This window comes from Ammoniphilus sp. CFH 90114 (assembly GCF_004123195.1).
Lineage (GTDB): Bacteria > Bacillota > Bacilli > Aneurinibacillales > RAOX-1 > YIM-78166.
In genome coordinates, this window is sequence record NZ_SDLI01000002.1 from 305671 (window position 1) to 329135 (window position 23465).

Below are 23465 nucleotides of genomic sequence, written 5' to 3' on the forward strand. Positions count from 1 at the left end.
AAAAGGGCTGCGATGCAGCCTTTTTTCTTTAGGTCGTTAACAAATTAGGAATTTGATCTAAATCGACATTTCCGCCAGACACAACGGCAACAATTCGTTTCCCTTCAGCCTTATGAGCTAAAGCTGCTGCTACCGCAGCTGCAGCGGAAGGCTCGATCACCTGTTTCATGCGGCTGAGTACGGTCGAAAATGCGTGTTTGATTTGATCCTCGGTAACTAGCACGATATCATCGACATACCGCTGAACGACTGGAAAGGTGAGTTCCCCAGGTGTAGAGGTTCTTAAACCATCAGCTATTGTTTTGGAAGCTCCGATACTTACTCTCTTCCCTTCCTGTATAGACATAAATGTATCATTGGCAAGAGCCGGCTCCACTCCAATGACTTGAATATGAGGGTTGGATTCTTTAATGGCTGTGGCTATACCTGAGATAAGTCCCCCCCCGCCAACTGGAACGTATACAACATCAACATCTGGAAGTTGTTCTAGAATTTCCAAGCCAATTGTACCTTGGCCCGCCATGATTGCAGGATCATCATATGGTGGAATAAAAACAGCTTCTTCGGTTTGACTAATTTCTTCCGCTCTTGCCAATCGTTCAGGCGATGTGGTTCCGCATAATTCTATTTTTCCATTATAAGCTTGAATAGCCTCTTGTTTACAGAGGGCTGCGTCAACAGGGACAACAATCGTAGATTGAATACCTAATTGGCGAGCGATATAAGCAACCGCTTGTCCATGATTGCCTGAAGAAGCTGCAACGACGTGTTTTGCTCCATTGTTTGCTTCATTAAGAACTTTATTTGCTGCTCCTCGAATTTTGAAGGATCCCGTTTTCTGTAAGTGTTCTGCCTTTAGAAACAATTGGTTTCCGTATTGTTCCGATAGTGTTGCAGATGATAAAAGAGGTGTTTGAGCAACAGTGTCGGAAATGTTAGTTCTAGCTAATTGAATATTTTTTAGAGATATCATGCTATTTCCCCTTTGCTTATACTAAAAAGTCTGTATATTATATATTATAGATCTTTCCAAAATTTATCTAGGAGGAATTCTTATGATTGAAGATAAAATTACTGAACTTGGTCTTGCACTGCCAGAAGCCACAGCCCCTTTATTTCAATATGTACCTGTCGTTGTTCATCGTGACATGGCTTATGTGAGTGGACAGCTTCCAAGATTAAATGGAGAATTGGTTCATACCGGTAAAGTTGGGACAGATGTTACCATTGAACAAGCCCAGGAAGCAGCTCGTGTGTGCATTATGAATGGTTTAGCTTGCCTTAAGCAACAGCTTGGGTCCCTTGATCAAATTGAGAGAGTTGTTAAGATTACCGGTTTTGTCAATTCAGCTAGCGGATTCTCAAAGCAACCAGTGGTGATGAATGCAGCTTCTGAATTACTGGTGGATATCTTTGGAGAAATGGGAAAACATTCTCGCTCAGCAGTAGGAGTCGCGGAGCTTCCAAGTAATGCACCAGTGGAAATTGAATTAATTGTCGCAGTGAAACAGTAGCCCTCTGGGTTACTGTTTTTTTATAAGAAGCTTCAGATCAGTTGATATTAAAGGCTTACTTTGGAAGGATAGAGGGGAAAAGAAAAAGCCAAAATACATTTGTGTTCTTCAGAGGAAGAGTTCCTGAAGGAGACCAAAAACCTGATGGAGGGGATTTGAACATGGCGAAAAAAGAAAAATTGGCTGAAGCTGTAGCTCAAGAAGAAATCGCTAAAGAAGAGATTGCAGAGGAACTTGTTCCTTTACACACTCAACTAAATCAAATGCAACAAGCATTGAACCAAATTCAATCTAACCCTCAGGCTTCAATGACGGGTAATTCTAATCAAACTCAGCAACAAACCAATCAATTAATGCAACAAGTTAATCAATTCTCCAACCAAATTCAACAGCAGCAAAGACAAGCCTTCCAGCAGCTACAGCAATCCATTCAACAGGCCGCTCAAACTCTCAATCAGGCTAGCCAGAGTATTCAATCTTTCCAGGCTATGACACAAATGCAACAAATTGTTTCTCAATCCCAACAGCAATTGATGAAACAGGTTAGCCAGCCATCTTCGAATCAAAGCTTGCAATAATTGACCTTGGAAAGAGGGTTACGTTTTCTTAAGCGTAACCCTTTTTCAACCCACTGATAAGGAGGATGACCAATAGATGGTAACAGCAACCATTGTTATACTATTGTCATTGGCCATTATTTCTGCGGCTATTTGGTTTAGTGGGGTATTCAACAACAACGGGGATAATGTAATTAAACCTATGCGCTCTGATATGCAAAGATTAGGTGCGGACTTGCGTACGGAGATAGCGGAAGAGTTTCATCCAGATGTGAATGTGGAGTTCGGAAGTGAATCCGGAACGCACGGCACCACGGGTTCGTCGCCTATAAACAGTCTTGGAGCGCAGTTGAATAGCATGGAAAGAACGGAAATGCAGCTTCAAGCAGATGCCTACCAAGCCCTGATTCAACAATTGCAAGCTACGAGTTCGGCTTTTCAGCAGATGAATCAATCGATGCAAACGATTGATGTGTTACTGCAAATGGAACATGGATTACAGCAAATTCAGAATCAGGCGTTGCAGACGGAACTTCAGAGGAAGTTGAAATAATAGTTAGTGACGGATAGGAAAAGCCCCCCAGTACAGGAGGGCTTTTCTTTATATTCCAATGTTTCATCAATGCAGGGACTCCCAATCTTCGATACTATAATCTCATTGCTTCATCACTCTCAAAAATTTCTTAGACATAGATAAATAAAAGGACTACATATCTGAGGAGGAGAAAGTGCATGTTAAACGTATTATCATCCAAAACCCTAAAGAGTTGGGTAACGAAATCTTTAGTATTAGGTTTGCTGGCAGTTCCTGGTTTTGCTTCTGCTTCGAATGCTTTACCTTTAAGCGATATTGCTAGCAATCCAAACAAAGATGCGATCTTGAAGTTGAACTATGCTGGAGTTGTTAAAGGCTATACGGATGGAACGTTTAAACCAAATAAGGAAGTATCCCGTGCTGAGTTTGCAACAATGGCTGTATTAGCTCTTGGTTATACCGAAGAGCAAGTCAAAATGTTCGAAGGACCAACGAAGTTTAAAGATCTTCCAGACAATCACTGGGCCAACGGATTTATTAATTTGGCTGTTTCCAAGGGAATCATTAAAGGTTATCCAGACGGAACATTCCAGCCAAACAATACAGTAAAAGTGGCTGAAGCTTTAACCGTTTTCGTTAACGGATTGGATATCGAGGTTCCAGCAAGCACTACGGGATTATGGTACCATCCTTTCCTTCTTGAAGCGAACAAGGTAGGCATGTATGATTCAACTGAAGTTCCTACGGCTTCTGCTAACCGTGAGGTGATTGCTAAATTTGCAAGCAAGTTTATGGAAACACCTGTTTATGCAAACGGTGCTTATTATGATAAAGATGGGAACAATGACGGTACAAATAAAAAATTAGCTGTAATAAAAGGCGTAGTTTCTTCTTTTAACGTTCAGAGTAAAGAAATGAAACTAGTCGGTCAAGAAAACACTTTCGTTTTCGCTGACAATGTTCAGGTATATGGTACTGTAGTGGAAGGTGCTGAAGTAGAGTACTTAACTAAAGAAGGAAAAGTTTCATTTGTCATCGTCAAGACCTCTCAAGCCAACATTGTAGAAGGAATTATTAAGAGCGGATTGGATTTCACGACGGCTGTTGGTGATGAAGACAAATTTCAAGCTTCTGTGAATGGTGAGGATATGGTCCTTGTTGTGGAAAATGGTGTATCCGTAACAAATGCACATATTGGCCAGAAGTTTATTGCGGTAAAGGATAAGGAAGGAAAAGTGACTTCGATCTCTTTTGCTGCGAATGAAGCTGTTGGACTTGTAGAAAAGATTTCTGTTGTTACAGGAACGAATGCGAAGAAAGAAATCACTTTGAATGAAAAAGTGTACAAGTTGGCTTCTAATGCAACGGTTGCAGGAAAAGCTCATCCTCTTGCTACAGGAACGACAAGCCATTTCGCTGATGTAGCGAAAGGTGACCATGTAAAGCTTAGCTTGAATGTAGACGGAGAGGTTACAGCTATTGAATTCATGAAGTTAAGCGCAACAGGCGAAATTGCAGTAAATACAGCGGCTAACAAGATCACATTTGGAGGCAAAGAATATTCTATCTTCGCTGATACCCAATTACTAGTAAATGAAAAAGCCGTAACTGAACTTAATAAGCTTTCTAGCGGAAGTGATGCCGTTCTTACATTTGATTCTAAGGGGAATCTTGTAAAGATAGAGCAAGGTACTGTTGAAGTTGATGCTGAATTTGTAACTCTAACTACTGCTTTTGCAGAAGGAACACCGGCTACTGTAACTATCGATGGTAATGTGTATCGTGTGGTAGATACGGCAACTGTAAAGCTAGATCAACAAGTGATAGCTGCCAATCGTATTGCAGCGGATCAACTAAATGATACCAAGATCTCGAGCTTAAAAGTAAGCGTAGGAACTCAGGATGTTGTTGAACTTGTAGTAGAGAGTCAGAGTATTAAAGGTTTCGTTACAGAAAAGAGCAATACGAGTGTAACCGTAAACGGTAAAGTTTATGAATTATCAACAGGTGTAACGGTAGATGAAGATGCCGCTACGAATGATAAAGAATATACACTTTCTCTTACGAAAGATGGTAAGGTAAAAGCTATTATAGGTGCAGTGAAGACCGTAAGTGGTGCGGTTGATTCTGTGACTGTGGCAAGAGAGAATGGAAATGTAACTACGGCTTCCATTATTATTGGTGGAACAACTTATGTAGGGTTGAATGCAGAAGCTGTAGAAGGTATTAGCCAGTTTGAATACGTAACACTAACCTTAAAGCGTGATGGAAAAGTAGCTTCCTCTTCTGCGGTAGGAGAGAAAGCGCAAGACAATGTGGCATTCATGGGACTAGAAACCCGTGTAAATGGAGAACAATATGTCTTCTATAATAATGTTTCTACGAGCTACAAGCTAACGAAAGATTTCGTAGTGAAATCCCATGATGGATCTGCTATGTCTGCGACGGATATCCGTACTACGGATAAAGTCGAGTTATGGAAGAACGCAGATAACGAAGTATATCTAATTGTAGTAGAAAAGCGATAAGTAATGGGAGAAGGATGTGCCTATTTTGGTGCATCCTTCTTTTTTTGCTTGTTTGGGGACACGTTCAAGTTAAGCGGATAAACTTCCGTTATTTCCAAAAGTGGCGCAGAAAAAGGGAAAATAGGTGGAGGATAACAACTTTATCCTCCTATTTGCCGGTGATCTACCCAGCACCCGGATCCTCCCAGAATCAAAAAAAATAAGCGGAGTAACCTCCGCTTATTCTCATCAAATCTATTACTCCATGTAAGCCCACTTCAGGTCAAGACTTCCAAGACCGTCCATGTAAACATCCTTCAAGTTGTCAGCCTTCATGTAGTTGTAAGTGTAGAAGTAGATTGGCATGAATGGCATTTCGTCCATAAGGATCTTCTCAGCCTTTTTGAAGTTTTCCATACGGGCATTGTTATCGTTCATAGCGTAAGTGTCGTTAATTAACTTCGTGAATTCTGGGTTTGTCCAATACGTGCGGTTGTTACCTTCAACTGCAACGAAAAGCTCAAGGAAGTTAACAGGATCGTTGATATCCCCTAACCAAGCTCCACGGGACATCATGTATTGGCCAGCTTTTTCTTCTTCTAATTGTACTTTTCTTTCTTTATTTACTAGAGTAACCTCAACGCCTAGGTTAGCCCTCCATTGATCTTGGATGGCTTGAGCAAGTTTCGTGTTCAGCTCTTGAGTGTTGTAAAGAAGTTCAATAGGAGGAAGGCTGTCTTTACCAAGTTCCTTCAATCCTTCTTCTAATAGCTTCTTCGCTTCTTCTACGTTGTTGTCTTGGAATAGACCTTTTTCATTCTCAGGAATCATAGTTGGAGGAACCCAAGCCATAGCAGGCATTTGTCCACCTTGTGCTACGTTTTCTACTAAGCTCTGACGGTCAATTGCATAAGAGAATGCTTTACGAATTTTTGCGTTCGTGAATGGCTCTTTTGTTGTGTTAAAACGGTAGAGGTAAGTACCAGCGATTGGTTGGCTAGTTACTTTACCTTCTTGTAATAGAGGTACTAGAGCATCTGGTGGAATCTCAGAAAGAGGGGATCCTGCCCAGTCCAATTCTCCTGCTTCAAACATGCTTACTTCTGTATTTTGATCTTCAATGACCATCAACTTAACGGTGTCACCTTTAACAGATGCAGCATCCCAATAGGTGTCACTCTTCTTAAGTACTAGTTCAGATCCATGAGCCCATTCAGCTAGCTTGTAAGGACCATTACCAACGTGTGTGTTTGCTTCCGCATGCCAATTTGTATTTCCTTCATTAACAGCCTTGTTCATTGGGTAGAAAACAGAGAAAGCAGTAAATTCTAAGAAGTAAGGAGTTGGGTTGTTTAAGGTTACTTGAAGAGTCTTTTCGTCAAGAGCCTTCACACCAACATCGTCAAGGGATGCTTCACCCTTCTTTGCAGCTTCAGCATTCTCGATCAAGTATAGTAAGTTAGCATAAGGAGCTTCATTGGTAGGAGTTAGAATCCACTTCCAAGCATATTCAAAATCGTGGGCCGTGACAGCTTCACCATTGCTCCATTTATGATCGCGGATGGTAAAAGTATAAGTCTTAAGATCTTCGGAGATTTCTACCTTCTCAGCTGCTGCTTCATGAGGCTTTCCATCCATTCCGATTCTCATTAAACCTTCCATAGTCGCACGAATAACGGTGATGGATTGTGTATCTGTGGCGATACCAGGGTGTAGGGAAGGCGGTTCCGTCTGAATATTCATACGGATAACGCTTTCTTTCTTTTCCGCTGCCTTCTCTTCGGTTTTGCCATCGTTAGGACTTGGAGTAGTCTCTTGGTTGGAGCTACAGCCAGTGATAGCTAAACTAGCGATCATCGCCGTGCTGAGTACGCCGGTGAATAATTTCTTCATCTACTATTACCCCCATTTATTTATTTAAGATGCTAGAGACCTGCAAATCTACTATATCATTACTTTGGTAAACTTTGAAGTACATATTTTCTGTTGGTATAATTTTTTGAGTTTTCTTGTATGTGCTAAATGCTAAAGAAAAGTTATCATGCAAATTAGATTTTGTGATATATTTTATAGGGTCAAAAGGAATTATTTATTGGAGGTGCTATCATTTATGAAGAAATTGACTTATCTTTTACTGGCCGCTCTGGTGGCTGTCTCCTTGACAGCTTGTGGTGGAGGACAGGAAACCAGTGGGGGAGCAAAGGTGAAAGGAACGCAAACCGTTGCGGCTGAAGGAGTAGATACAACGGAGCAGCAACCGCTAGTTGTAGATAAAGAAGCAAAGACGGTCAAAGTGTTCGCTAAACTTAATGGTAAATATACGGTTGAGCCTACTCGTCATGGTCTTAACTTCCATGAGGGAAAATATGGTGGTCAGGCATTATTTACTTCTTATGCTAACCAAGCTAACTTCCACGATGCTTTAATGGCCATCGGAGCGGAAGCAGGCAATAACTTGACCCCGGATACGGCAGGTCAGACTATTGAAGGCTCTGTTCTGGATGTAACCATCTCTTGGGAGGGAGCACCTAAGGAGTATAAGATGACAGAGCTGGTATTAGATTCTACGGGGAAGCCAATTGAGTACAAGTTTGGTGGGAATCATGCTCGCTCTATTGATGCCTTTACAGGTTGTCTAGCTTGCTTTGACAGCTGCCCAGTGGGGATTACAAGCAATCATCACCAACACCAAGGTGCTTTTGCGGACAAAGAAGTTGAATTTATAGGGAACAAGGATGTATTACCTGCAGATGGAACACCAGTCATCGTAACTTTTAAATTACTCTAATTTTTTTACTTGTTGGGCATAAACATGCGTTTATGCCCTTTAACCAAATAGGAGGTGATGATCGACATGTCAATCGCACCCACCAATCGAACTTTTCAATTCATTTTTGGTATCTTAAATGCCGGCTTTTTCTCGTTCATATTTAGCTTAAGCTTGGCTAATGCATTAGTAAAATGGACGTGGCTTGATATGAGAGCCAACCTAGGAGCCATGGTTCCCGTATTTGTTGGAATAGCGATCATCCTATTTCTCCTGAATCAATTTTTTGTTTTAGACCATTGGCTTATTTGGGAGAAGCGATATGTTCATGCTAGTATCTTGGTAGGCGGTCCTCTAACCCTATTGATTGTCCAGTCCTTTCAATGGGATCGGCTGCTTATCGTACCAGCCTACGTTCTCCGGCAGGGAATCTATATGCCTCATCTTTCTCTTAGCCAAATGAATTCAGCAATTTTAGTGATATTTATCGTTGGGCTGTTAAGCCACTTGTTTTACCAAAAACAGTTGGAAGAAGGGAGAAAAATCATGACGAAAGCACAACGTAATTCAATCTTTGCTGTTGTTGGTATAAGCTTTGTCTTTGTATTGCTTTACTTTGTTCAGCCAGGAATAAGGTATTTTATTAATGATGCTTCTGCTATGCTTGCAGCCGCTGATATTGAGGCCTTTCGTGACTATCTCTTATCCTTTGGTTATTTTGCACCAATCGTTTCTGCGTTGCTTATGATCTTTCAGGCGGTCCTAGCTCCTTTACCCGCGTTCGTGATTACCTTCGCAAATGGGATGCTGTTCGGAGCCTTCTGGGGCGGTCTGCTTTCTTGGAGCAGCGCGATGCTTGGTGCGGCTTTATGCTTTTTCATTGCACGTTCTTTAGGAAGACCCGCTGTCGAGAAGTTAGTGAGTAAATCCGCAATTGAGATGACAGATAAATTTTTTCAGCAGTACGGTAAACAATCAATTCTCGTATCAAGGTTGCTGCCCTTTATTTCATTTGATGTGGTAAGCTATGCTGCAGGGTTAACTTCCATGAGATTCTGGGGATTCTGGATTGCAACAGGGATTGGTCAGGCTCCAGCCACCATTCTTTATTCTTACTTAGGTCAGACCGCTTCAGGGTCAGTGAAAATTCTTTTCTGGATCTTCATTGTCACGATCTGTCTAGCGGTGATCATTTCAGCATGGAAAAAGAAATCCAGTCTGGCAAAACAAATTTCTGCTTAAATATAAAGGTGGCTTACTATGAAAACTTATGATCTCATCGTCCTTGGTGGAGGGGCGGGAGGATTGGTTACAGCTGCCGGAGCAGCTAGCTTTGGTGCTAAGGTTGCTCTTATTCAAGACGGACCGTTAGGGGGAGATTGTCTATGGACGGGATGTATCCCCAGTAAATCGTTTCTTCATGCAGCGAAGACAGTTTATGTAGCACGACAATCCAATATTTTTGGGATGGACGTTTCTGGGGCAGTCGATTTCTCGCGCGTAAAGGAGTTCGTCAAAGACGCTGTCACTCGTATAAGCGAGCATGATGATCCTGCGCGGTTTGGAAAACTTGGTATCGATGTTTATAACGGCTTAGGCTCATTCACTTCCCCTCATGAGATCATGATCAATGAAGAAGAAAAAGTATTTGGGAAACGTATTGTCATTGCAACCGGTTCGCGTCCATTCATCCCACCGATCCCAGATCTTGCGCAGATAGGGTTTGTAACGAATGAATCCATTCTAAATATGGATCGGCTTCCTTCTCGTTTGTTAGTCATTGGGGGTGGTCCTATTGGAATAGAATTTGCTCAGGGCTTTTCGCGATTAGGAACGATGGTAACCATTGTGGAAGCATCTAAAGAGATCCTATATCGTGAGGATCAAGAAATTGCAAGAAGTTTACGAGGGACGCTTGAGTCGGAAGGTATTCAATTCATGACAGGAGCAACGGTCAAGGAATTAATTACTGCCTCAAACAGTAAAAAAGCGATCATCTCACAGGATGGTAAATTGATCGAACTGGAAGTAGATGACGTATTCCTAGCAACGGGTCGAATTCCAAATACCGAGTCTCTTCACCTAGAAGCAGCAGGGGTTCTCACTGAACGAGGTTATATTAAGGTAGATTCTCATCTGCGAACGTCCAAGCCGCACATCTATGCGGTGGGGGATGTGAATGGGCGTGCATTATTTACCCATGAAGCAGGCGAGGAAGGGAAGATTGCGGTTTCCAATGCTGTTTTAGGCTTGAAACGTAAAGTGAACCGAGAGGCTGACACGTGGGTGCTGTTTACAGATCCAGAGGTTTTCCATCTAGGTTTAACCGAAGAGGAAGCTAGAAGATTAGGGAATAAAATAGAGGTCTTTAAAACGCCGTTGGAAACGGTTGATCGGTTTGTGGCAGAAGGGAACGATAAAGGTTTAGTGAAGATCATCACCAATTCCAAGGGTTACATCCTTGGTGCTCATGCAGTAGGACAGGATGCTGGGGAGTTTATGCAAGAGGTCATTGTGACAAGGAAATGGAAGCAGAAAATGCACAAGCTATCTAGTGTAATGCATCCTTATCCCACACGTTCTAACGCCGTTAAACAAACGGCAGATTTGTATTGGAGAAAAAGGCTTTTTGACGGACGAATACAGCGGTGGATAAAGCGTTATGTCCGTTGGTTCAGGGGCTAATAAGGGGGATAATCGTGAATCGACATATTGCTAAAGGACTTCTCTTTGTTGGTCTTGTCTTTTCTGGTGTTTACTTGCTTCGTTCTCTTGATGCTCAACTGTTTCAACCAGCTATTATTAGAGAATATATTCTTTCGTTTGGATGGATTGCGCCCCTTGTTTACATATTCTTATACACCATTCGCCCCTTGTTTTTCTTTCCAGCGGTCATTTTATCACTAGCAGGGGGTCTAACTTTTGGGCCTTGGTGGGGCACTTTCTTTGATTTAATCGGGGCAACACTGGGTTCTTTTCTTGCATTTGGCGCGGCTCGAAAATTGGGAAGGGAAACGATGGAGAAGTGGACGCGTGGTCGTCTTGGGAAATTGGACATTTATATGAACGAACAGGGTTTCAAGGCTATTCTATTCCTACGACTCATTCCTCTTGTTCCTTTTGATGCAGTAAATTACGGAGCAGGCCTCACGAGAATACGATTCCGCGACTACGCCTTGGCGACCCCATTGGGAATACTTCCAGGGGCTTTTGCTTATAACTATCTGGGTGCTTCCCTGCACCAGGTTTTTTCACCTATGTTTTTTATGGCGATTGCCTTAGTGATCGCTCTTATGATTATTCCTGCTGGATATAAACGATGGAACAGGAAAACCACGAATATGGTGACAATGGAAGGGAGAAGAAAGATTTGACGTATTGCAGATGGGGGTTGTTTTTTTCATTGTTCTGCATGGTTCTCCCCCTAATGGGTTGCGGTAATGGAGAGCCATCTCAAGCTGATGGAGCACAGAACACCTTAGAGCTTCCTTGGGAGCAGGTAACAGAGGAAGCAAAAGGACAAAAAGTAAACATCTATATGTGGGGAGGAAGCGATTCTATTAACCAGTATATGGATGGATGGGTGGCTCCAAGGCTTAAAGAGTCAACGGGTGTGGAACTCAATCGTGTTCCCATACAGGATACAAAAGATATCTTAAATCAGCTATTAGCAGAGAAGCAAGCTGGGAAAACCAAAGGAAACACAGACATTGTGTGGATTAATGGAGAGAACTTTAAGTCAGCGAAAGAGAATGGTTTGCTTGCAGGCTCCTTTGCAGCCAAACTGCCGAATGTACAGCAGTTTGTCAACCATGATGCACCGGATATCCGTTTTGATTTTGGTTTGGATACGGAAGGAATGGAGGCTCCTTGGGGAAAAGCCCAGTTTGTGTTTGTTTATGACTCCGCGAAGATTCCTAACCCACCTAAATCTATGAACGAACTAAAGGAATGGGTTAAAGCGAATCCGGGAAAGTTTACTTATCCAGCTCCACCTGATTTTACGGGTAGTGCTTTTATCCGCCATGTGCTCGTGGAAGTAACAGGGGATTATCAACCCTTTATTCGTCCGTTTCAGGAGTCCGAACTAGCACCGCTACTTCCTCCAATGTGGGATTACTTACAAGAGATCGAACCCTACCTATGGCGTGAGGGAAAGACTTATCCAGAAAGCTTGGGTAAGCTGGACCAATTATATGCCAATGGCGAAGTATGGATGACGATGGGGTATGACCCGGCTCGTGCAAGCAATGAAATGGCCAATGGAACGTTTGGACCATCAACACGAACTTTTGTGCTTGATGGAGGGACTTTAGCGAATACGCACTATCTTTCCATCCCTTTTAATGCTGCCAATAAAGCGGGAGCAATGATCGCGATTAACTATTTACTCTCGCCTGAAGCTCAAATGGCAAAGCTTGATCCGTCTCATTGGGGGGAAGGCATGGTCTTAGACCTGGAAAAGCTGTCCCCTGAGGACCGGGAACGTGTAGAACAGATAGATCGTGGTCTAGCAACGCTTAGCACTGAGGAGTTAGAAAAGCACCAACTACCTGAGTTTCCTGCTGAGTATGTGGATTATTTGGAGAAAGGCTGGATAGAGAATGTGGCGAAAAAGTAAGCCATATTTGATGATTATGCCTGTTCTTACTTTAATCCTGCTTCTGTTTGTGGGAGGATTAGGCTTAGGTATACTGCAGAGTCTAGGCTATTTTCCAGTTCTTGGACAACTTGAATTAAGTCTTCGTGCGTATGAAACCTTGATAGAACAAGATCAGTTTTGGGAGTCATTAAGCTTGTCTCTGCGAACCGCTTTTCTTTCGACTTTACTATCTAGTTTTTTGGGTTTGGGTGCAGCCTTACTAACCTTATTATGGAAGAAAGAGGAGAGATCAGTAGGGTGGGTTTGGCAGAGATTGTTCCTTTTTCCACTGCTCATTCCCCATTTAGTTGTTGCCTATCTGATGGTCCTCCTTTTCATGCAGAGTGGTTGGATTTCAAGAGTGATTTATTCACTTGGAATAATAGAAGATATGACTCAGTTCCCTGTTTTGATTCATGAGCCCATGGGCTGGGGAATTATTTTTGCTTACGTTTGGAAGGAAACCCCCTTTGTTGCGTTGCTTCTATTTCCTGTCATTCAGCGGATTCGTGATTCTTGGCAGGAAGCTGCTCGCATGCTCGGGGCTAATACTTGGATGTTCCTTAAAGAGATCGTGATACCCTTGCTGATGCCGGCATGGTTAGCTGCTTCATTTATTGTATTTGCTTTCACATTTACTGCCTTCGAGATGCCTTATCTATTAGGTGTAACTTATCCTGAGATGATCTCCGTTTATGGGTTCCGCCTTTATACGGGTAGTTTAAGTGAGCGTCCAGAGGCAATGGCGTTGAATGTGATCATCACCGTGATTTCTGTTGGTTTAGGGTATGCCGCTTACCGTCTAAGCAAGAGATGGAGCCTACGTGAAGGGAAGGGTTGGGCTTGAGAAAAAGCGTGATATGGCTTGCGACGATTCTAGGTTTTCTCGCCTTGCTTGTCTCCATCCTTCCACTTCTCCTGCAAAGTTTTTCCGCCGGTTGGAGTTGGCCTCACTTGTTCCCCACAGCATATAGTTGGCGATCCTGGATTTATTTATTTTCTCCTTCTTCTAGGACTTGGGAAGCGGTAATGAACACCTTAGTTATTGCGTTTGCGGTTACCCTCATCAATTTAGTGGTTAGTATTCCAGCCGCTAATGCACTGGCCAGATGGCCAATGAAAGGTAAATGGATGATGGAAGCCCTGTTGTTTGCTCCTTTAGTCGTTCCTGCCTTTGTCCCTATGATGGGAATCCATATGACATTTATTGGATTGGGGTTAACAGACACGCTATGGGGAGTTATCCTTGCTCATGTGATTCCAACAGTTCCCTATGTTCTTCGGGCACTTATTACAAGCTATCGTACACTAGGGTTTGAATGGGAGGAACAAGCAAGAATGCTCGGAGCTAGGAGAATGCAAAGGTTTTATCATATTGTTTTTCCGCATCTACTTCCGGGGATTGCAGCTGGTGCCGGACTAAGTCTACTAGTATCCGCCAGTCAGTACCTGATCACCTTACTCATCGGAGGCGGACAGGTGATAACACTACCCTTGCTCCTTTTCCCATTCATTAGTGGAGGAGACCCCGCTGTCGGTTCGGCCTATTCTTTGTTATTTGTTGGAGTGGCCTTATTAGCCATGCTCTCCATGGACTTTCTGCTTAAAGGATATTATGCTAAAAGGAACTTCTGAATGTAACGTAAGGAAAGGACAGGAGCTAATGGCCTCGATCCGTATAACAGACATCAAGAAAACATACGACACTAAAAATCAATTTTTACTTACAATAAAAGAATTGTGTATTAGAGAAGGAGAATTTTTTGTCCTGGTCGGACCTTCTGGTTGCGGAAAAACAACCCTGCTAAGACTGATTGCAGGGTTGCTTGAACCTGATTTAGGGGGCATTGAGATTAATGGGCAAACCGTAGTGGGGATACCAGCGGAGAGACGGGGACTGGGTATGGTGTTTCAGCATGCTTTGCTCTTTCCTCATATGAACGTAGAACAAAATGTAGCTTTTGGATTAAAGATGCAAGGCATGCCAAAGAAAGAGCGGTTAAAGAAAGCCCGAGAAATTCTGTATCAAGTAGAGCTAACAGGTTTTGAGAGCCGAATCCCGACGGAGCTTAGCGGTGGTCAGCAGCAACGAGTTTCCCTCGCTCGAGCTTTGGTTACCCATCCCAGGGTACTCCTCTTGGATGAACCCTTTAGTGCCCTAGATCCGGAACTGCGCAACGGGATGAGACAACTCGTAAAACGTATGCAAAGAGAATACAAGGTTACCGTTGTTATGGTGACACACGACCGGGAGGAAGCCTTTGTATTAGGGGATCGTATCGGTGTGATGAAAGAAGGAACGATTTTGCAGGTGGGAACACCAGCCGAGTTATACAAACAAACAAACCATCCTGACGTCGCGCAATTCTTGGGAATACGTAATATTTTGAAAGGGAAAAGAACGGGAAAGTGGTTTCTTGCGGATGGCTTAAAGCTCGAGTTACCAACGGAGGACACTGATCAAGAAGGGTGGTTGGTTCTACGGCCTGAAGTTCTATCCGCCACGCTGCATCAAGATCCGAATGATTCAGTAAATGAAGGGATTATGACAGGGGTTTTATCTCAGATAACTTATGTAGGTAGCGTCACCTTACTTGAAGTACAGATGGGTGGTCATACCCTTGAAGTGATGAATTTAGGTCATGAGCCTGACCCTTCATGGGTACCTGGTCGAGCCGTAACGATTAGGTATAGAAAGTCCGGATTGCATTTTATTCCTCTAAGGTGACATGAAAGGAGGGTGGAGCCATGCTTGATACACATGCAAGAAAGTACGTAGAACCATATATTTCGTCTACAGGGCGAGTCTTACTGAGGATGGGATTAAGCGCTAATCAAGTGACGTGGATAGCCTTTCTGCTAGGAATACTTACGGGCCCATTGATTTATTTTGAGCAACCGATCTGGGCGATTGTATTCCTATGGTTATCCGGTTTCTTAGATGCTGTCGATGGTTCCATGGCACGATCGAGTAAAAAGACATCGGCATGGGGAACGGTTATGGATATTACGTTTGATAGAATCGTAGAACTATCTGTAATTGTCGGACTTGCTGCCCGTTTTCCCCAAGCTCAGTTTCTGCTGTTACTTCTTACTGCTTCAATTGTTTTTTCAATGACGGTCTTTCTTACGGTGGGGGCGCTCTCGGAAAAGAAGGGAATTAAGTCATTCTACTATCAAGCGGGTCTAGCAGAACGAACAGAAGGCTTTATTCTCTTTACCGTCATGATCTTGTTTCCAGCCTGGTTATTGTGGTCAACGGGGTTGTTTTTGGCTGTGGAGGTCTTTACGGCCCTTCAACGTATGTTTGAAGCTCGTAGAATACTTAGAGAGGAGGAATAGGGGTTCATGTGGAAGCAGAAAATCATTGGAAAAGTGGCGGAAAAGATGGTCCACTCCGTCACAACGCCACCGCCGATAGCTGAATGGAACAAGGATCTTTCTCAAGCAAGAGTAGCTTTAGTCACAACTGCTGGGGTGCATCTTAGAAGTCAGCCTAGATTTGACGTCGAAGCAGGAGATCACAGTTATCGAATCATTCCCGATGCTACGACAAAAGAGGATTTGGTTATTAGCCATACCCATTATGATCGCTCGGATGCTGATCAAGATATCAACTGCGTATTTCCACTTGATAGGTTACACGAACTTGTCGAGTCGGGGACCATTGGGAGTACAGCTACACATCACTTTGGTTTGATGGGATATATCCCTAAGACAGAGTTACTTATAGATGAAACCGCACCTCAAGTTGCCCAACAGTTGGTAGAGGATGGAGTAGACATTGTGCTTCTCTCACCTGGCTGATATATTTGCCATCAATCCGTGGGATTGATTCAAAGAGAGATCGAGAGCCGAGGCATTCGAACAGCAGCGATTAGCCATCTGCCGAATGTAACGAAGAAGGTGAGGGCCCCAAGATCCTTGTATTTGCGTTTTCCACTTGGAAGATCATTTGGAGGAGCGGGCGGGAGTGAGATACAAGCTAGAATACTGAAGGATTTGTTAGACTTCGCAGTCGTTGGGGAACCGGAGAGTATCGTCGAACTTCCCTATCGTTGGAAACGTGATTGACCATATTTTGACTACAATTATTCATTTTCAGGATGGTTCTGTCATACCTTGTTCATGAGGTGTCTTGTACATGAGCAAAAAAATAATGGAACAAATCATAACGCTATTTACTGCAGGTTTCGGTGTTATTGCTGCACTTGCATGGAATGAAGCTGTTCAATCCTTATTTGATAGGTGGTTTTTATTCCCTTCTGATACGGTGAAGGCTAAATTTTTTTATGCTATTACAGTTACAATTATTGCAGTTCTTATTACTAGTCTTTTCGCAGGGTTGAGGCAAAAGCAAGATGATGAATAGAAAAGACTCCTGATGAATCAGGAGTCTAAATTAGTTGTTCATTAAGCCTTTGATTCCTTCCCAAACAAGTGCACCAGAAAAAACGAGGATCGCGACTATTGATACAACTTCAAAAAATGGATTTAAGTCAGACAAGAAAGTACCTGTGAAGGTAGTTGAGGAAATAGCTAATCCAGCTACTAAACCCCCCACGTAAGACCAGAGTCTATTCATTAGAATTCCCTCCTCTCTATGAATCTATTAGTAATGTATGAAGCTTGATCATTCGAAGAATGGGTAGAAGTCTGTAAGTAAGAGTACATTTTGTTGGAGTAAAAAAAGCCGATCATAAGATCAAACAATTATGAGATGAGTTTGAAACATGCTATAATGGGCTCAAATGAAATGTTGAAAGGATAATTACATGTCACCATTAGTTTTGAATTTGCTTCCCTTGATCCTCGTTATTGCAGGAATTATTTTAAGGTATTCTGGATTGCCAGACGTCATTGGATTCCTTCTTGTTACGGCGGGATTTGGTATTATGGTTTTTAGAAAGTGGATGGATAAAGAGGCACCGACTTTTACAAAGTACTTGTATACAAGCTTTCTTGTTCTATACATTTATTTGTTTATTGCCGGTTAGTAAGTAAATTGCAGGAATCTAAGTTCGCTTTACATATACATAACTACTTTAGAAAAACGCCTCGGAAAACTCCGAGGCGTTTTTCTTACATTGAATCTACAATTTCCTCTTTATAGCAGATAGATACCTGACCAACACCGCTAAACTAGCACCAAAATAGGCAATGAGCAGAATCCATCCCGTGGGATCAAGACCCGTCATGTTGGCAATAAGAAAGAGAGGAAAAATATAAAAAACAAAGTCTTTGAGGTACTCAAGGATAATGTCAGCGGAAAAGTACTTTCTTTTCAAGGCACGATAGCTTGCTACGATAAAATCAACCATCATGACTCCTAACACAGCCCACATGGCATAAAGCATTAAACCTCCCAGTGAAAACGACATGTTAAAACCCCCTTTCTACCATGAAGTATTGTAACACTAGTTTATTTTATGAAGAAGCAGAGGGTTGGTGTTAGGTAGATATCTATTTTAGGAGACAATAGTAAAAGGGCAAGTTCCTATGGTAAAGATAGAAACTTGCCCTGTAATTTCAGGCGCTGACTGTTTGTTTTTGATTTTTAGTACTGTTGCTCTTCCGACGGGAATTGTAGCTATGCAGGACCATACCAATGACTACGAGAAGCACGCCTATCCAAGAAAGAAGAGGGGGCAGGGCTCCAGAAAGAATAGAGATCTCCCCAATAAGCGTAAAGACAACGGCAAGCGACTGAGTAGCTTCTACAGAAGCTAGACGCTGCATATCACCCTTGACCATGTCTGTCGCTTTGAAAAAGAGAACGGTAGCAATGACACCGGAAGCAAGGGCAACAACAAACGATTGAAAAGTTTGGCTCGAGCTTGGCATTCCTGTATCAACGAAAGCAATAACTGCTAGAAGGATCCATATAGGTAGACTGGCTATGGTCATACCTAATACTCTTTCGAAGGCATCTAATCGTCCTTCACAAACCTCCATCATTTTGCGGTTACCAAGCGGATAGGCAAAGGAAGCTATAAGTACAGGGATGAGCACCATTAGCACTTCGGCAACTGATACGTTCTGGGCGTGTTGGATCTGCATAAGAATGATCCCGGCAAGGATTAATAAGGACATGGATAGTCCCTTCCACGGAATGATTCCTCTTCTCTTTATTGTACCTCCAGAGGTATGGATGGTCTCATAAAATAGAGGTACAAGTAAAGATCCCGAAATAATCGTTATTTGCCAAGTGCCTGCAATAAGCCATCCTGGTCCATAAGCCGCTGCAATACAAAGGGGTGCATAAAATAATCCAAATCCAAGGAAACTCCACAGTAACCATGCTTTTGGATTTTTGCGCATCTCTTGAATAAGAGTACGAAACTTGCCTCGCAACAGGACGAGGGCTCCAAGTAAAGGTACCATGAAAATAAATCGAAGGGAAGCGGTCCACATCCAACTTCCTCCAGAAAGATCCATGGATCGATTTAAGACGAAGGTGAAGGCAAAAAAGAAAGCAGCACTGACTCCTAACAAGATAGAGCGCATAACACACCTCAAACTCTGACAAAATGAAATTCTTTAGTCTAATATATCGCATATGGCAATTAATTGAAATGGTTTCTTTCTGCTAATTCTTAACCTCCAATTTAAAGAAAAACTGTAGGTCTGATTGACCTACAGCTTAGATATCCCTTTGCAGTTCCACTTCGTAATACACCTTTTCATACATACCCTCAACGTCTGTATCTGTCATATAAATAAAGTCATCTGCTCCAACTCCATACAGATTCACAATAAAATTAATCATGTTTTTTCTTTCTTCTCTAGATAACATATGAATACCTCCCCATATTGTTATAATACAGTTTACTTAATAATATTATATTGTATAACAATGGAAAGTTGCTAAAAATTTTTTAAACTAAGAAGATGGTCTATAGGACCATTTCCTAAAAGAAGAAGTTTACGATTTGTAAGTTTCATGATATTATTTTAAATCGGTCTTCTGTTATAGGAGAAAAAATAAAGAAGAGCATGGTCTTCTTATTGCACTTCATAAGAATAAGATAGGTGATGAAACATGAGCATTTTATTTTATTTACTTTCCATTGTGACGGCAAATGTAGTTACAGCGGCTGTCATGCCCTTTCATCTTGGGGCCCTTATCATTCCGGCAGGCAGTTTAATTGTTGGCTTGACCTTTATCTTGCGTGACTACGTACAGAAACAGCATGGTAGGGCAAAAACGTACGCGATCATTTCCTTTGCTTTAATGCTATCCGCCCTAAGCTCTTATCTTCTAGGGGATACCTTAATTATTGTCTTAGCCTCAGCCATTGCCTTTCTAGTGTCCGAAACGACGGATACAGAGATTTATTCCCGTCTCAAGCTTCCCTTTAGTATGAGAGTTTTGTACAGCGGTTTGGTCGGGGGGTTTTTAGATAGTGTACTATTTGTCATTATCGGACTTTCACCTTTAGGTGCTGGTTTCTTAACTTGGGAGATGGTACCTTTAGCCATATTAGGTCAAATTCTTGCTAAGTTCCTACTGCAGGGATTAGGGGTAATCGTCATTAAGGGCATAGAAAAGAAAACGCTGAATCAGCCATCTTCTGTTTAAGACACCCTATATGGGTGTCTTTTCATGTAAAGGAAAAAAAATACATTAACACGATTAAGCGGGTTGACCATCTGGGATAAGTGTAGTAGTATTAGGTTCGTAAATAATAAGATTTCCGTTTTAGTGGAAGCGTTAATGGAGAAGGGGGGTTGTCACTAATGAAAAGACCATTTCTTGGATTGTTTACAGTCCTATTTTCATTAGGGATGTTATTATCTGCATGTGGAACAGCAACGAAACCGGAGGAAAGCACATTAGCGAATACGGAGCCGGTAGTAGATAGTAAGATTAAGGTGTACACCACATTGTTTGCTCTAACCGATTTCGCTCAAAGCATTGCAGGGGACAAAGCGATCATAGAAAATATTGTCCCCGCAGGAGTAGAGCCACATGATTTCGAGCCAACCGCTAAGGATATGATTAAACTTAATGAGGCGAATGTTTTTATCTATAACGGTGCTGGCTTTGAAGGATGGACTGATAAAGCTCTTCAATCGCTAGAGAATAAAGACTTAATTGTCGTAGATGCTAGCAAGGATATCGAATTAGTAAGAGCAGTAGATCATGATGAAAACCATGGACATGAAGAGCACGCGAAAGCGGAGGATCATGGACATGAAGAGCATGCGAAAGCGGAAGAACATGGACATGAAGAGCATGCGAAAGAGGAAGATCACGGACATGAAGAGCATGCCAGTGAAGGAGATCATGACCACGGAGAATTTGATCCGCACATCTGGCTTGATCCATTAAAAGCAAAGAAACAAGCGGAGCTTATTAAAGATGCATTGATAAAAGCGGACCCAGCTAACAAAGAGTATTATGAAGGGAATTTCCAAACATTAAACACACAATTCGATGAACTGGATGCTGCTTTTAAGGATTTAGTTGCTCATTCCCACCATAAGGAAATTGTAGTTTCCCATGCAGCGTTCGGTTATCTCACTCATGCTTATGGGTTGAAACAAATTGCGATTTCTGGCTTAAGTCCTTCTAATGAGCCGTCTCAGCAACAATTAAAGAACATTATTGATGAAGCTAGAGAGCATGAAATCAAAAATATTTTATTTGACTCTCTTGTATCAGGAAAAGTAGCTGAGGTTGTGAAACATGAGGTGGGCGCCGAAGCTCTAACCCTTAATACCCTTGAAAATCTAACACAAGAAGAATTATCCCAAGGAAAGAATTACTTCAGTGTCATGAAGGATAACATAGAAACCTTGAAGCAAGCTTTAGAGTATAAGAAATAATGCTAAAAACTAGTCTCGTTAGAGGCTAGTTTTTTTGTTTTGACTAGAGTGAAGTTGAACAGTATAATTAACAAATAGTAATAATTTCGTTTTAACTACATGAGTATCATGTAAGGAAAGCGAGGAGGGACTAGGGTGAGTAAGGCTCTTTTTTTGAGGGAAATGGGAAATCTGTATGAACAAGTGAAAGAAAAGGGGATTACAACAAGTCAACTTTTGCAACATATCCAAAATACGATCTCTCTTCCGAAAGAAGAGGGGTGGAAGGCCTTAGAGGAATTATTCATAGATTTACATCTGGTGAACGTAAAGAAGATCCCGCAGTGTTATGGATACGAAGTGACGGCCTCCCGAATAGATGGGGTTGAATTTCATATTTATTTTGAAGAAATAACGCCAAAATTAACGTTGATTATGTACAATAGCAATCGAGAACCATGGGGCTACGAGGAAAGGATCTTCAGGAATTCTCGGGAGTTAGGACCTTGGTTAAGGCGGACAATCAACCGTTTCTTAGAGTCATATGATGAAAAAGCTGTCTGACGAGGTCAGACAGCTTTTTTTATTTCTTAAGTTTATACCTTTCCATAAACTTGCTTACTCTTCCACCTGTGTCGATGGTCTTTTGCTTTCCGGTGTAGAAAGGATGAGAAGCAGAGCTAATCTCCACTTTAATGAGAGGGTAGGTATGGCCATCTTCCCATTGAATCGTTTCGTTGGAATGTTTGGTTGATGCACTTAGGAATTTGTAATCTGATGTAATGTCCCAGAATACAACGGGTTGAAATTTCGGATGGATTCCTTTTTTCATGTAGTAACATCTCCTTTAGAATGATTTCTAATTTAAATTATATCATAATTATTCCGATTTAACAAAAGAATAAATTGTTATGTAGCTTGTAAAATACGTTCGGCTGCTCGTCTTGCTCCAGCGATATTCCGTGAAACCGGCCCTATTTCTAGTTCGGCTAGCGGCCCCATGACAAAAAGTCCATCTGTCCATTCTAGGTTTACGGATGAAACTATAGGATAGCCACAAACGCCGCAGCGCATATTTTGTTCACGCAGAGTAGGTTCTAGCCAATCCATCCCCGGCGGAGAAGTGTGAAAACCTGTAGCTAACATGACAGAACCAGCCAAGACTTCGGATTGGTCTGTAAATTGAAATAAAACCTGCCCTCCAAGGATTTGAGTGTTTTCTACTTGATTCGTTAAGATAGATAGATTCCCTAATTTTTGCTCCTTCATAAGAGCTAAGTAAAGCTCAGTAGGCATGGAGCCCCGATGTCGAGCAGACAGAATCATCTGTCTTCGTTTCTGAAAGTCCTTAATTGTGCGATAGGGATTCATATTCTTCGGACCTAGCCAGGCAGGATCAGAATCAAATTGGTGGATGCGGAGTTCATGTCTTGTTACTAGCGTTATTTGGCCCGGATACAGCTTGCATAATCGTATGGCGGTATGCGCAGCACTAATTCCACCCCCAACAAGGACGATGGGTGGTGTAAGGGATGTAAAGTCGGTAGGAGCCTTACTAAATATATGATACACCTGACCACCATCATCCTTCGCTTTAGTCGCCCATTCAGGCCAATGAGGATGCTCACTTAAACCCATGGCAAGGACAACATGCTTACTTTCGATTTCCTTTCCATTGTCTAATACTACACACCAGTAATCTTTCTTACGGATCATTCCAGCAGCTTTTCCCTTGATCCATGCAGATGGTATCTCTAATTCTCCAAGGACGTCTCTAGAGTGCTCATTGAAGAGTTCAAGCGAGGGTCGGTCATAGGGTAAGGTGAAGGCTGCAGCGAAACGACTTCTTTCCTTTTTGGCATATCTCTCAAGAGCAAAGGGCTCTACGTCAAGATGATGTATGGAAGGAGAACGAAGAAAAGGCATTTCCAAAATAGAAGTATTTTGGATCCACTTATGAAGTGGGTTTTGATGAGGATCGATAATTCCTAACTGCTGTATGCTCGTTTTCTTATGACGCAGGAGATAAGTAGCCAAAGTACATCCTTGTATTCCCCCACCGATGATTAACCAATCTAGCATTGTTTCAACTCCTTATGGTAATACGTAACAATTATTATTTTTAAAGATAA

General features: G+C 42.1%; 27 protein-coding genes. 19 read left to right on the top strand and 8 right to left on the bottom strand.

The annotated features are described in order from the left end of the window. Nucleotides 1-28: 28 nt before the first annotated feature. Entirely contained in the window at nt 29-973 is a 945-nt protein-coding gene (locus EIZ39_RS06155) for a threonine ammonia-lyase (protein WP_129198538.1), read from the bottom strand. 82 nt (nt 974-1055) lie between these two features. Here EIZ39_RS06155 and EIZ39_RS06160 point away from each other — a divergent pair, with 82 nt between their 5' ends. The 4 genes from EIZ39_RS06160 (at nt 1056) to EIZ39_RS06175 (ending at nt 5134) form a co-directional block, all read left to right on the top strand. Beyond that, nucleotides 1056-1514, top strand: a complete 459-nt coding sequence (locus tag EIZ39_RS06160; RefSeq protein WP_368666305.1) for a RidA family protein — start codon at nt 1056-1058, stop codon at nt 1512-1514. Between the two features lie 161 nt (nt 1515-1675). Next, nucleotides 1676-2092 (top strand): hypothetical protein, encoded by a 417-nt coding sequence (locus EIZ39_RS06165; RefSeq protein ID WP_129198542.1) that lies wholly within the window; start codon nt 1676-1678, stop codon nt 2090-2092. Between the two features lie 76 nt (nt 2093-2168). Further along, a complete protein-coding gene (locus tag EIZ39_RS06170) occupies nt 2169-2624 on the top strand; it encodes a hypothetical protein (RefSeq protein WP_129198544.1) in 456 nt (151 codons plus the stop codon). A 179-nt stretch (nt 2625-2803) separates the two neighbouring features. Next, complete coding sequence (locus EIZ39_RS06175) at nt 2804-5134, top strand: S-layer homology domain-containing protein (RefSeq protein WP_129198546.1); 2331 nt, start codon at nt 2804-2806, stop codon at nt 5132-5134. A gap of 237 nt (nt 5135-5371) precedes the next feature. Here the strand turns inward: EIZ39_RS06175 and EIZ39_RS06180 are convergent, their stop codons facing one another. Then, nucleotides 5372-7006: a peptide ABC transporter substrate-binding protein gene (locus tag EIZ39_RS06180; RefSeq protein WP_129198548.1), complete on the bottom strand. Its 1635-nt coding sequence runs from the start codon at nt 7004-7006 to the stop codon at nt 5372-5374. A gap of 217 nt (nt 7007-7223) precedes the next feature. Here EIZ39_RS06180 and EIZ39_RS06185 point away from each other — a divergent pair, with 217 nt between their 5' ends. The 11 genes from EIZ39_RS06185 (at nt 7224) to EIZ39_RS06240 (ending at nt 16894) form a co-directional block, all read left to right on the top strand. Next, nucleotides 7224-7901 (top strand): YdjY domain-containing protein, encoded by a 678-nt coding sequence (locus EIZ39_RS06185; protein ID WP_129198549.1) that lies wholly within the window; start codon nt 7224-7226, stop codon nt 7899-7901. A gap of 66 nt (nt 7902-7967) precedes the next feature. Further along, on the top strand, nt 7968-9122 hold the full coding sequence (locus EIZ39_RS27245) for a TVP38/TMEM64 family protein (RefSeq protein WP_240675719.1): 1155 nt from the start codon (nt 7968-7970) through the stop codon (nt 9120-9122). Between the two features lie 18 nt (nt 9123-9140). Next, the gene (locus EIZ39_RS06195) at nt 9141-10565 is read left to right on the top strand and encodes a dihydrolipoyl dehydrogenase family protein (RefSeq protein WP_129198551.1); all 1425 of its coding nucleotides are present in this window, start codon (nt 9141-9143) and stop codon (nt 10563-10565) included. A 14-nt stretch (nt 10566-10579) separates the two neighbouring features. After that, a complete protein-coding gene (locus EIZ39_RS06200) occupies nt 10580-11254 on the top strand; it encodes a TVP38/TMEM64 family protein (protein WP_164984930.1) in 675 nt (224 codons plus the stop codon). Further along, nucleotides 11200-12501 carry an ABC transporter substrate-binding protein gene (locus EIZ39_RS06205; protein WP_240675720.1) on the top strand — a complete coding sequence of 434 codons (1302 nt, stop codon included), beginning with the start codon at nt 11200-11202 and terminating at the stop codon, nt 12499-12501. The genes EIZ39_RS06200 and EIZ39_RS06205 overlap by 55 nt, the downstream gene beginning before the upstream one ends. Then, nucleotides 12485-13369 (top strand): ABC transporter permease, encoded by an 885-nt coding sequence (locus EIZ39_RS06210; protein WP_129198555.1) that lies wholly within the window; start codon nt 12485-12487, stop codon nt 13367-13369. Before EIZ39_RS06205 ends, EIZ39_RS06210 begins: the two co-directional genes overlap by 17 nt. Further along, entirely contained in the window at nt 13366-14157 is a 792-nt protein-coding gene (locus tag EIZ39_RS06215; protein ID WP_129198557.1) for an ABC transporter permease, read from the top strand. The genes EIZ39_RS06210 and EIZ39_RS06215 overlap by 4 nt, the downstream gene beginning before the upstream one ends. A 28-nt stretch (nt 14158-14185) precedes the next feature. Continuing rightward, nucleotides 14186-15250 (top strand): ABC transporter ATP-binding protein, encoded by a 1065-nt coding sequence (locus tag EIZ39_RS06220; RefSeq protein ID WP_164984931.1) that lies wholly within the window; start codon nt 14186-14188, stop codon nt 15248-15250. Nucleotides 15251-15270: 20 nt separating this feature from the next. Further along, nucleotides 15271-15864, top strand: coding sequence for a CDP-alcohol phosphatidyltransferase family protein (locus EIZ39_RS06225; protein WP_129198559.1), 594 nt, complete (start codon nt 15271-15273; stop codon nt 15862-15864). Nucleotides 15865-15870: 6 nt separating this feature from the next. Then, nucleotides 15871-16596 carry a glycine/sarcosine/betaine reductase selenoprotein B family protein gene (locus EIZ39_RS27500; RefSeq protein WP_255433878.1) on the top strand — a complete coding sequence of 242 codons (726 nt, stop codon included), beginning with the start codon at nt 15871-15873 and terminating at the stop codon, nt 16594-16596. Between the two features lie 70 nt (nt 16597-16666). Then, nucleotides 16667-16894, top strand: coding sequence for a DUF5654 family protein (locus EIZ39_RS06240; RefSeq protein ID WP_129198565.1), 228 nt, complete (start codon nt 16667-16669; stop codon nt 16892-16894). Nucleotides 16895-16924: 30 nt separating this feature from the next. Here EIZ39_RS06240 and EIZ39_RS06245 read toward each other — a convergent pair whose 3' ends face one another. Then, nucleotides 16925-17107 carry a hypothetical protein gene (locus EIZ39_RS06245; protein WP_129198567.1) on the bottom strand — a complete coding sequence of 61 codons (183 nt, stop codon included), beginning with the start codon at nt 17105-17107 and terminating at the stop codon, nt 16925-16927. A 190-nt stretch (nt 17108-17297) separates the two neighbouring features. Here EIZ39_RS06245 and EIZ39_RS06250 point away from each other — a divergent pair, with 190 nt between their 5' ends. Next, nucleotides 17298-17519 carry a hypothetical protein gene (locus EIZ39_RS06250; RefSeq protein WP_129198569.1) on the top strand — a complete coding sequence of 74 codons (222 nt, stop codon included), beginning with the start codon at nt 17298-17300 and terminating at the stop codon, nt 17517-17519. A 96-nt stretch (nt 17520-17615) separates the two neighbouring features. Here the strand turns inward: EIZ39_RS06250 and EIZ39_RS06255 are convergent, their stop codons facing one another. The 3 genes from EIZ39_RS06255 to EIZ39_RS06265 all read right to left on the bottom strand — a co-directional run bounded on the left by EIZ39_RS06255 (nt 17616) and on the right by EIZ39_RS06265 (nt 19318). Continuing rightward, a complete protein-coding gene (locus EIZ39_RS06255) occupies nt 17616-17903 on the bottom strand; it encodes a hypothetical protein (protein WP_129198571.1) in 288 nt (95 codons plus the stop codon). 148 nt (nt 17904-18051) lie between these two features. Next, nucleotides 18052-19029, bottom strand: a complete 978-nt coding sequence (locus tag EIZ39_RS06260) for a DMT family transporter (RefSeq protein ID WP_129198573.1) — start codon at nt 19027-19029, stop codon at nt 18052-18054. 136 nt (nt 19030-19165) lie between these two features. Next, nucleotides 19166-19318: a BH0509 family protein gene (locus EIZ39_RS06265; RefSeq protein WP_129198574.1), complete on the bottom strand. Its 153-nt coding sequence runs from the start codon at nt 19316-19318 to the stop codon at nt 19166-19168. Between the two features lie 246 nt (nt 19319-19564). On the opposite strand from EIZ39_RS06265, the gene EIZ39_RS06270 reads away from it, so the two are divergent. The 3 genes from EIZ39_RS06270 to EIZ39_RS06280 all read left to right on the top strand — a co-directional run bounded on the left by EIZ39_RS06270 (nt 19565) and on the right by EIZ39_RS06280 (nt 21897). Beyond that, nucleotides 19565-20104, top strand: coding sequence for a VUT family protein (locus EIZ39_RS06270; protein ID WP_129198576.1), 540 nt, complete (start codon nt 19565-19567; stop codon nt 20102-20104). Between the two features lie 158 nt (nt 20105-20262). Next, nucleotides 20263-21354, top strand: coding sequence for a metal ABC transporter substrate-binding protein (locus tag EIZ39_RS06275; protein WP_129198578.1), 1092 nt, complete (start codon nt 20263-20265; stop codon nt 21352-21354). A gap of 135 nt (nt 21355-21489) precedes the next feature. Continuing rightward, complete coding sequence (locus EIZ39_RS06280; RefSeq protein WP_129198580.1) at nt 21490-21897, top strand: hypothetical protein; 408 nt, start codon at nt 21490-21492, stop codon at nt 21895-21897. A 19-nt stretch (nt 21898-21916) separates the two neighbouring features. Here the strand turns inward: EIZ39_RS06280 and EIZ39_RS06285 are convergent, their stop codons facing one another. Next, nucleotides 21917-22165, bottom strand: coding sequence for a type B 50S ribosomal protein L31 (locus EIZ39_RS06285; RefSeq protein ID WP_129198583.1), 249 nt, complete (start codon nt 22163-22165; stop codon nt 21917-21919). Nucleotides 22166-22242: 77 nt separating this feature from the next. Beyond that, the gene (locus EIZ39_RS06290; RefSeq protein WP_129198586.1) at nt 22243-23415 is read right to left on the bottom strand and encodes an FAD/NAD(P)-binding protein; all 1173 of its coding nucleotides are present in this window, start codon (nt 23413-23415) and stop codon (nt 22243-22245) included. Nucleotides 23416-23465: the final 50 nt, after the last annotated feature.

Bases quoted from the DNA above. Each gene is read 5' to 3' on its own strand.
- EIZ39_RS06270 (WP_129198576.1), top strand. From the start codon at position 19,565: ATGAGCATTTTATTTTATTTACTTTCCATTGTGACGGCAAATGTAGTT.
- EIZ39_RS06245 (WP_129198567.1), bottom strand. From the start codon at position 17,107: ATGAATAGACTCTGGTCTTACGTGGGGGGTTTAGTAGCTGGATTAGCT.
- EIZ39_RS06210 (WP_129198555.1), top strand. From the start codon at position 12,485: ATGTGGCGAAAAAGTAAGCCATATTTGATGATTATGCCTGTTCTTACT.
- EIZ39_RS06155 (WP_129198538.1), bottom strand. From the start codon at position 973: ATGATATCTCTAAAAAATATTCAATTAGCTAGAACTAACATTTCCGAC.
- EIZ39_RS06285 (WP_129198583.1), bottom strand. From the start codon at position 22,165: ATGAAAAAAGGAATCCATCCGAAATTTCAACCCGTTGTATTCTGGGAC.
- EIZ39_RS06275 (WP_129198578.1), top strand. From the start codon at position 20,263: ATGAAAAGACCATTTCTTGGATTGTTTACAGTCCTATTTTCATTAGGG.
- EIZ39_RS06160 (WP_368666305.1), top strand. From the start codon at position 1,056: ATGATTGAAGATAAAATTACTGAACTTGGTCTTGCACTGCCAGAAGCC.
- EIZ39_RS06185 (WP_129198549.1), top strand. From the start codon at position 7,224: ATGAAGAAATTGACTTATCTTTTACTGGCCGCTCTGGTGGCTGTCTCC.
- EIZ39_RS06205 (WP_240675720.1), top strand. From the start codon at position 11,200: ATGGAACAGGAAAACCACGAATATGGTGACAATGGAAGGGAGAAGAAA.
- EIZ39_RS06240 (WP_129198565.1), top strand. From the start codon at position 16,667: ATGAGCAAAAAAATAATGGAACAAATCATAACGCTATTTACTGCAGGT.
- EIZ39_RS06260 (WP_129198573.1), bottom strand. From the start codon at position 19,029: ATGCGCTCTATCTTGTTAGGAGTCAGTGCTGCTTTCTTTTTTGCCTTC.
- EIZ39_RS06170 (WP_129198544.1), top strand. From the start codon at position 2,169: ATGGTAACAGCAACCATTGTTATACTATTGTCATTGGCCATTATTTCT.
- EIZ39_RS06265 (WP_129198574.1), bottom strand. From the start codon at position 19,318: ATGTTATCTAGAGAAGAAAGAAAAAACATGATTAATTTTATTGTGAAT.
- EIZ39_RS06165 (WP_129198542.1), top strand. From the start codon at position 1,676: ATGGCGAAAAAAGAAAAATTGGCTGAAGCTGTAGCTCAAGAAGAAATC.
- EIZ39_RS27245 (WP_240675719.1), top strand. From the start codon at position 7,968: ATGTCAATCGCACCCACCAATCGAACTTTTCAATTCATTTTTGGTATC.
- EIZ39_RS06290 (WP_129198586.1), bottom strand. From the start codon at position 23,415: ATGCTAGATTGGTTAATCATCGGTGGGGGAATACAAGGATGTACTTTG.
- EIZ39_RS06195 (WP_129198551.1), top strand. From the start codon at position 9,141: ATGAAAACTTATGATCTCATCGTCCTTGGTGGAGGGGCGGGAGGATTG.
- EIZ39_RS06255 (WP_129198571.1), bottom strand. From the start codon at position 17,903: ATGTCGTTTTCACTGGGAGGTTTAATGCTTTATGCCATGTGGGCTGTG.
- EIZ39_RS06250 (WP_129198569.1), top strand. From the start codon at position 17,298: ATGTCACCATTAGTTTTGAATTTGCTTCCCTTGATCCTCGTTATTGCA.
- EIZ39_RS06220 (WP_164984931.1), top strand. From the start codon at position 14,186: ATGGCCTCGATCCGTATAACAGACATCAAGAAAACATACGACACTAAA.
- EIZ39_RS06175 (WP_129198546.1), top strand. From the start codon at position 2,804: ATGTTAAACGTATTATCATCCAAAACCCTAAAGAGTTGGGTAACGAAA.
- EIZ39_RS06180 (WP_129198548.1), bottom strand. From the start codon at position 7,006: ATGAAGAAATTATTCACCGGCGTACTCAGCACGGCGATGATCGCTAGT.
- EIZ39_RS06225 (WP_129198559.1), top strand. From the start codon at position 15,271: ATGCTTGATACACATGCAAGAAAGTACGTAGAACCATATATTTCGTCT.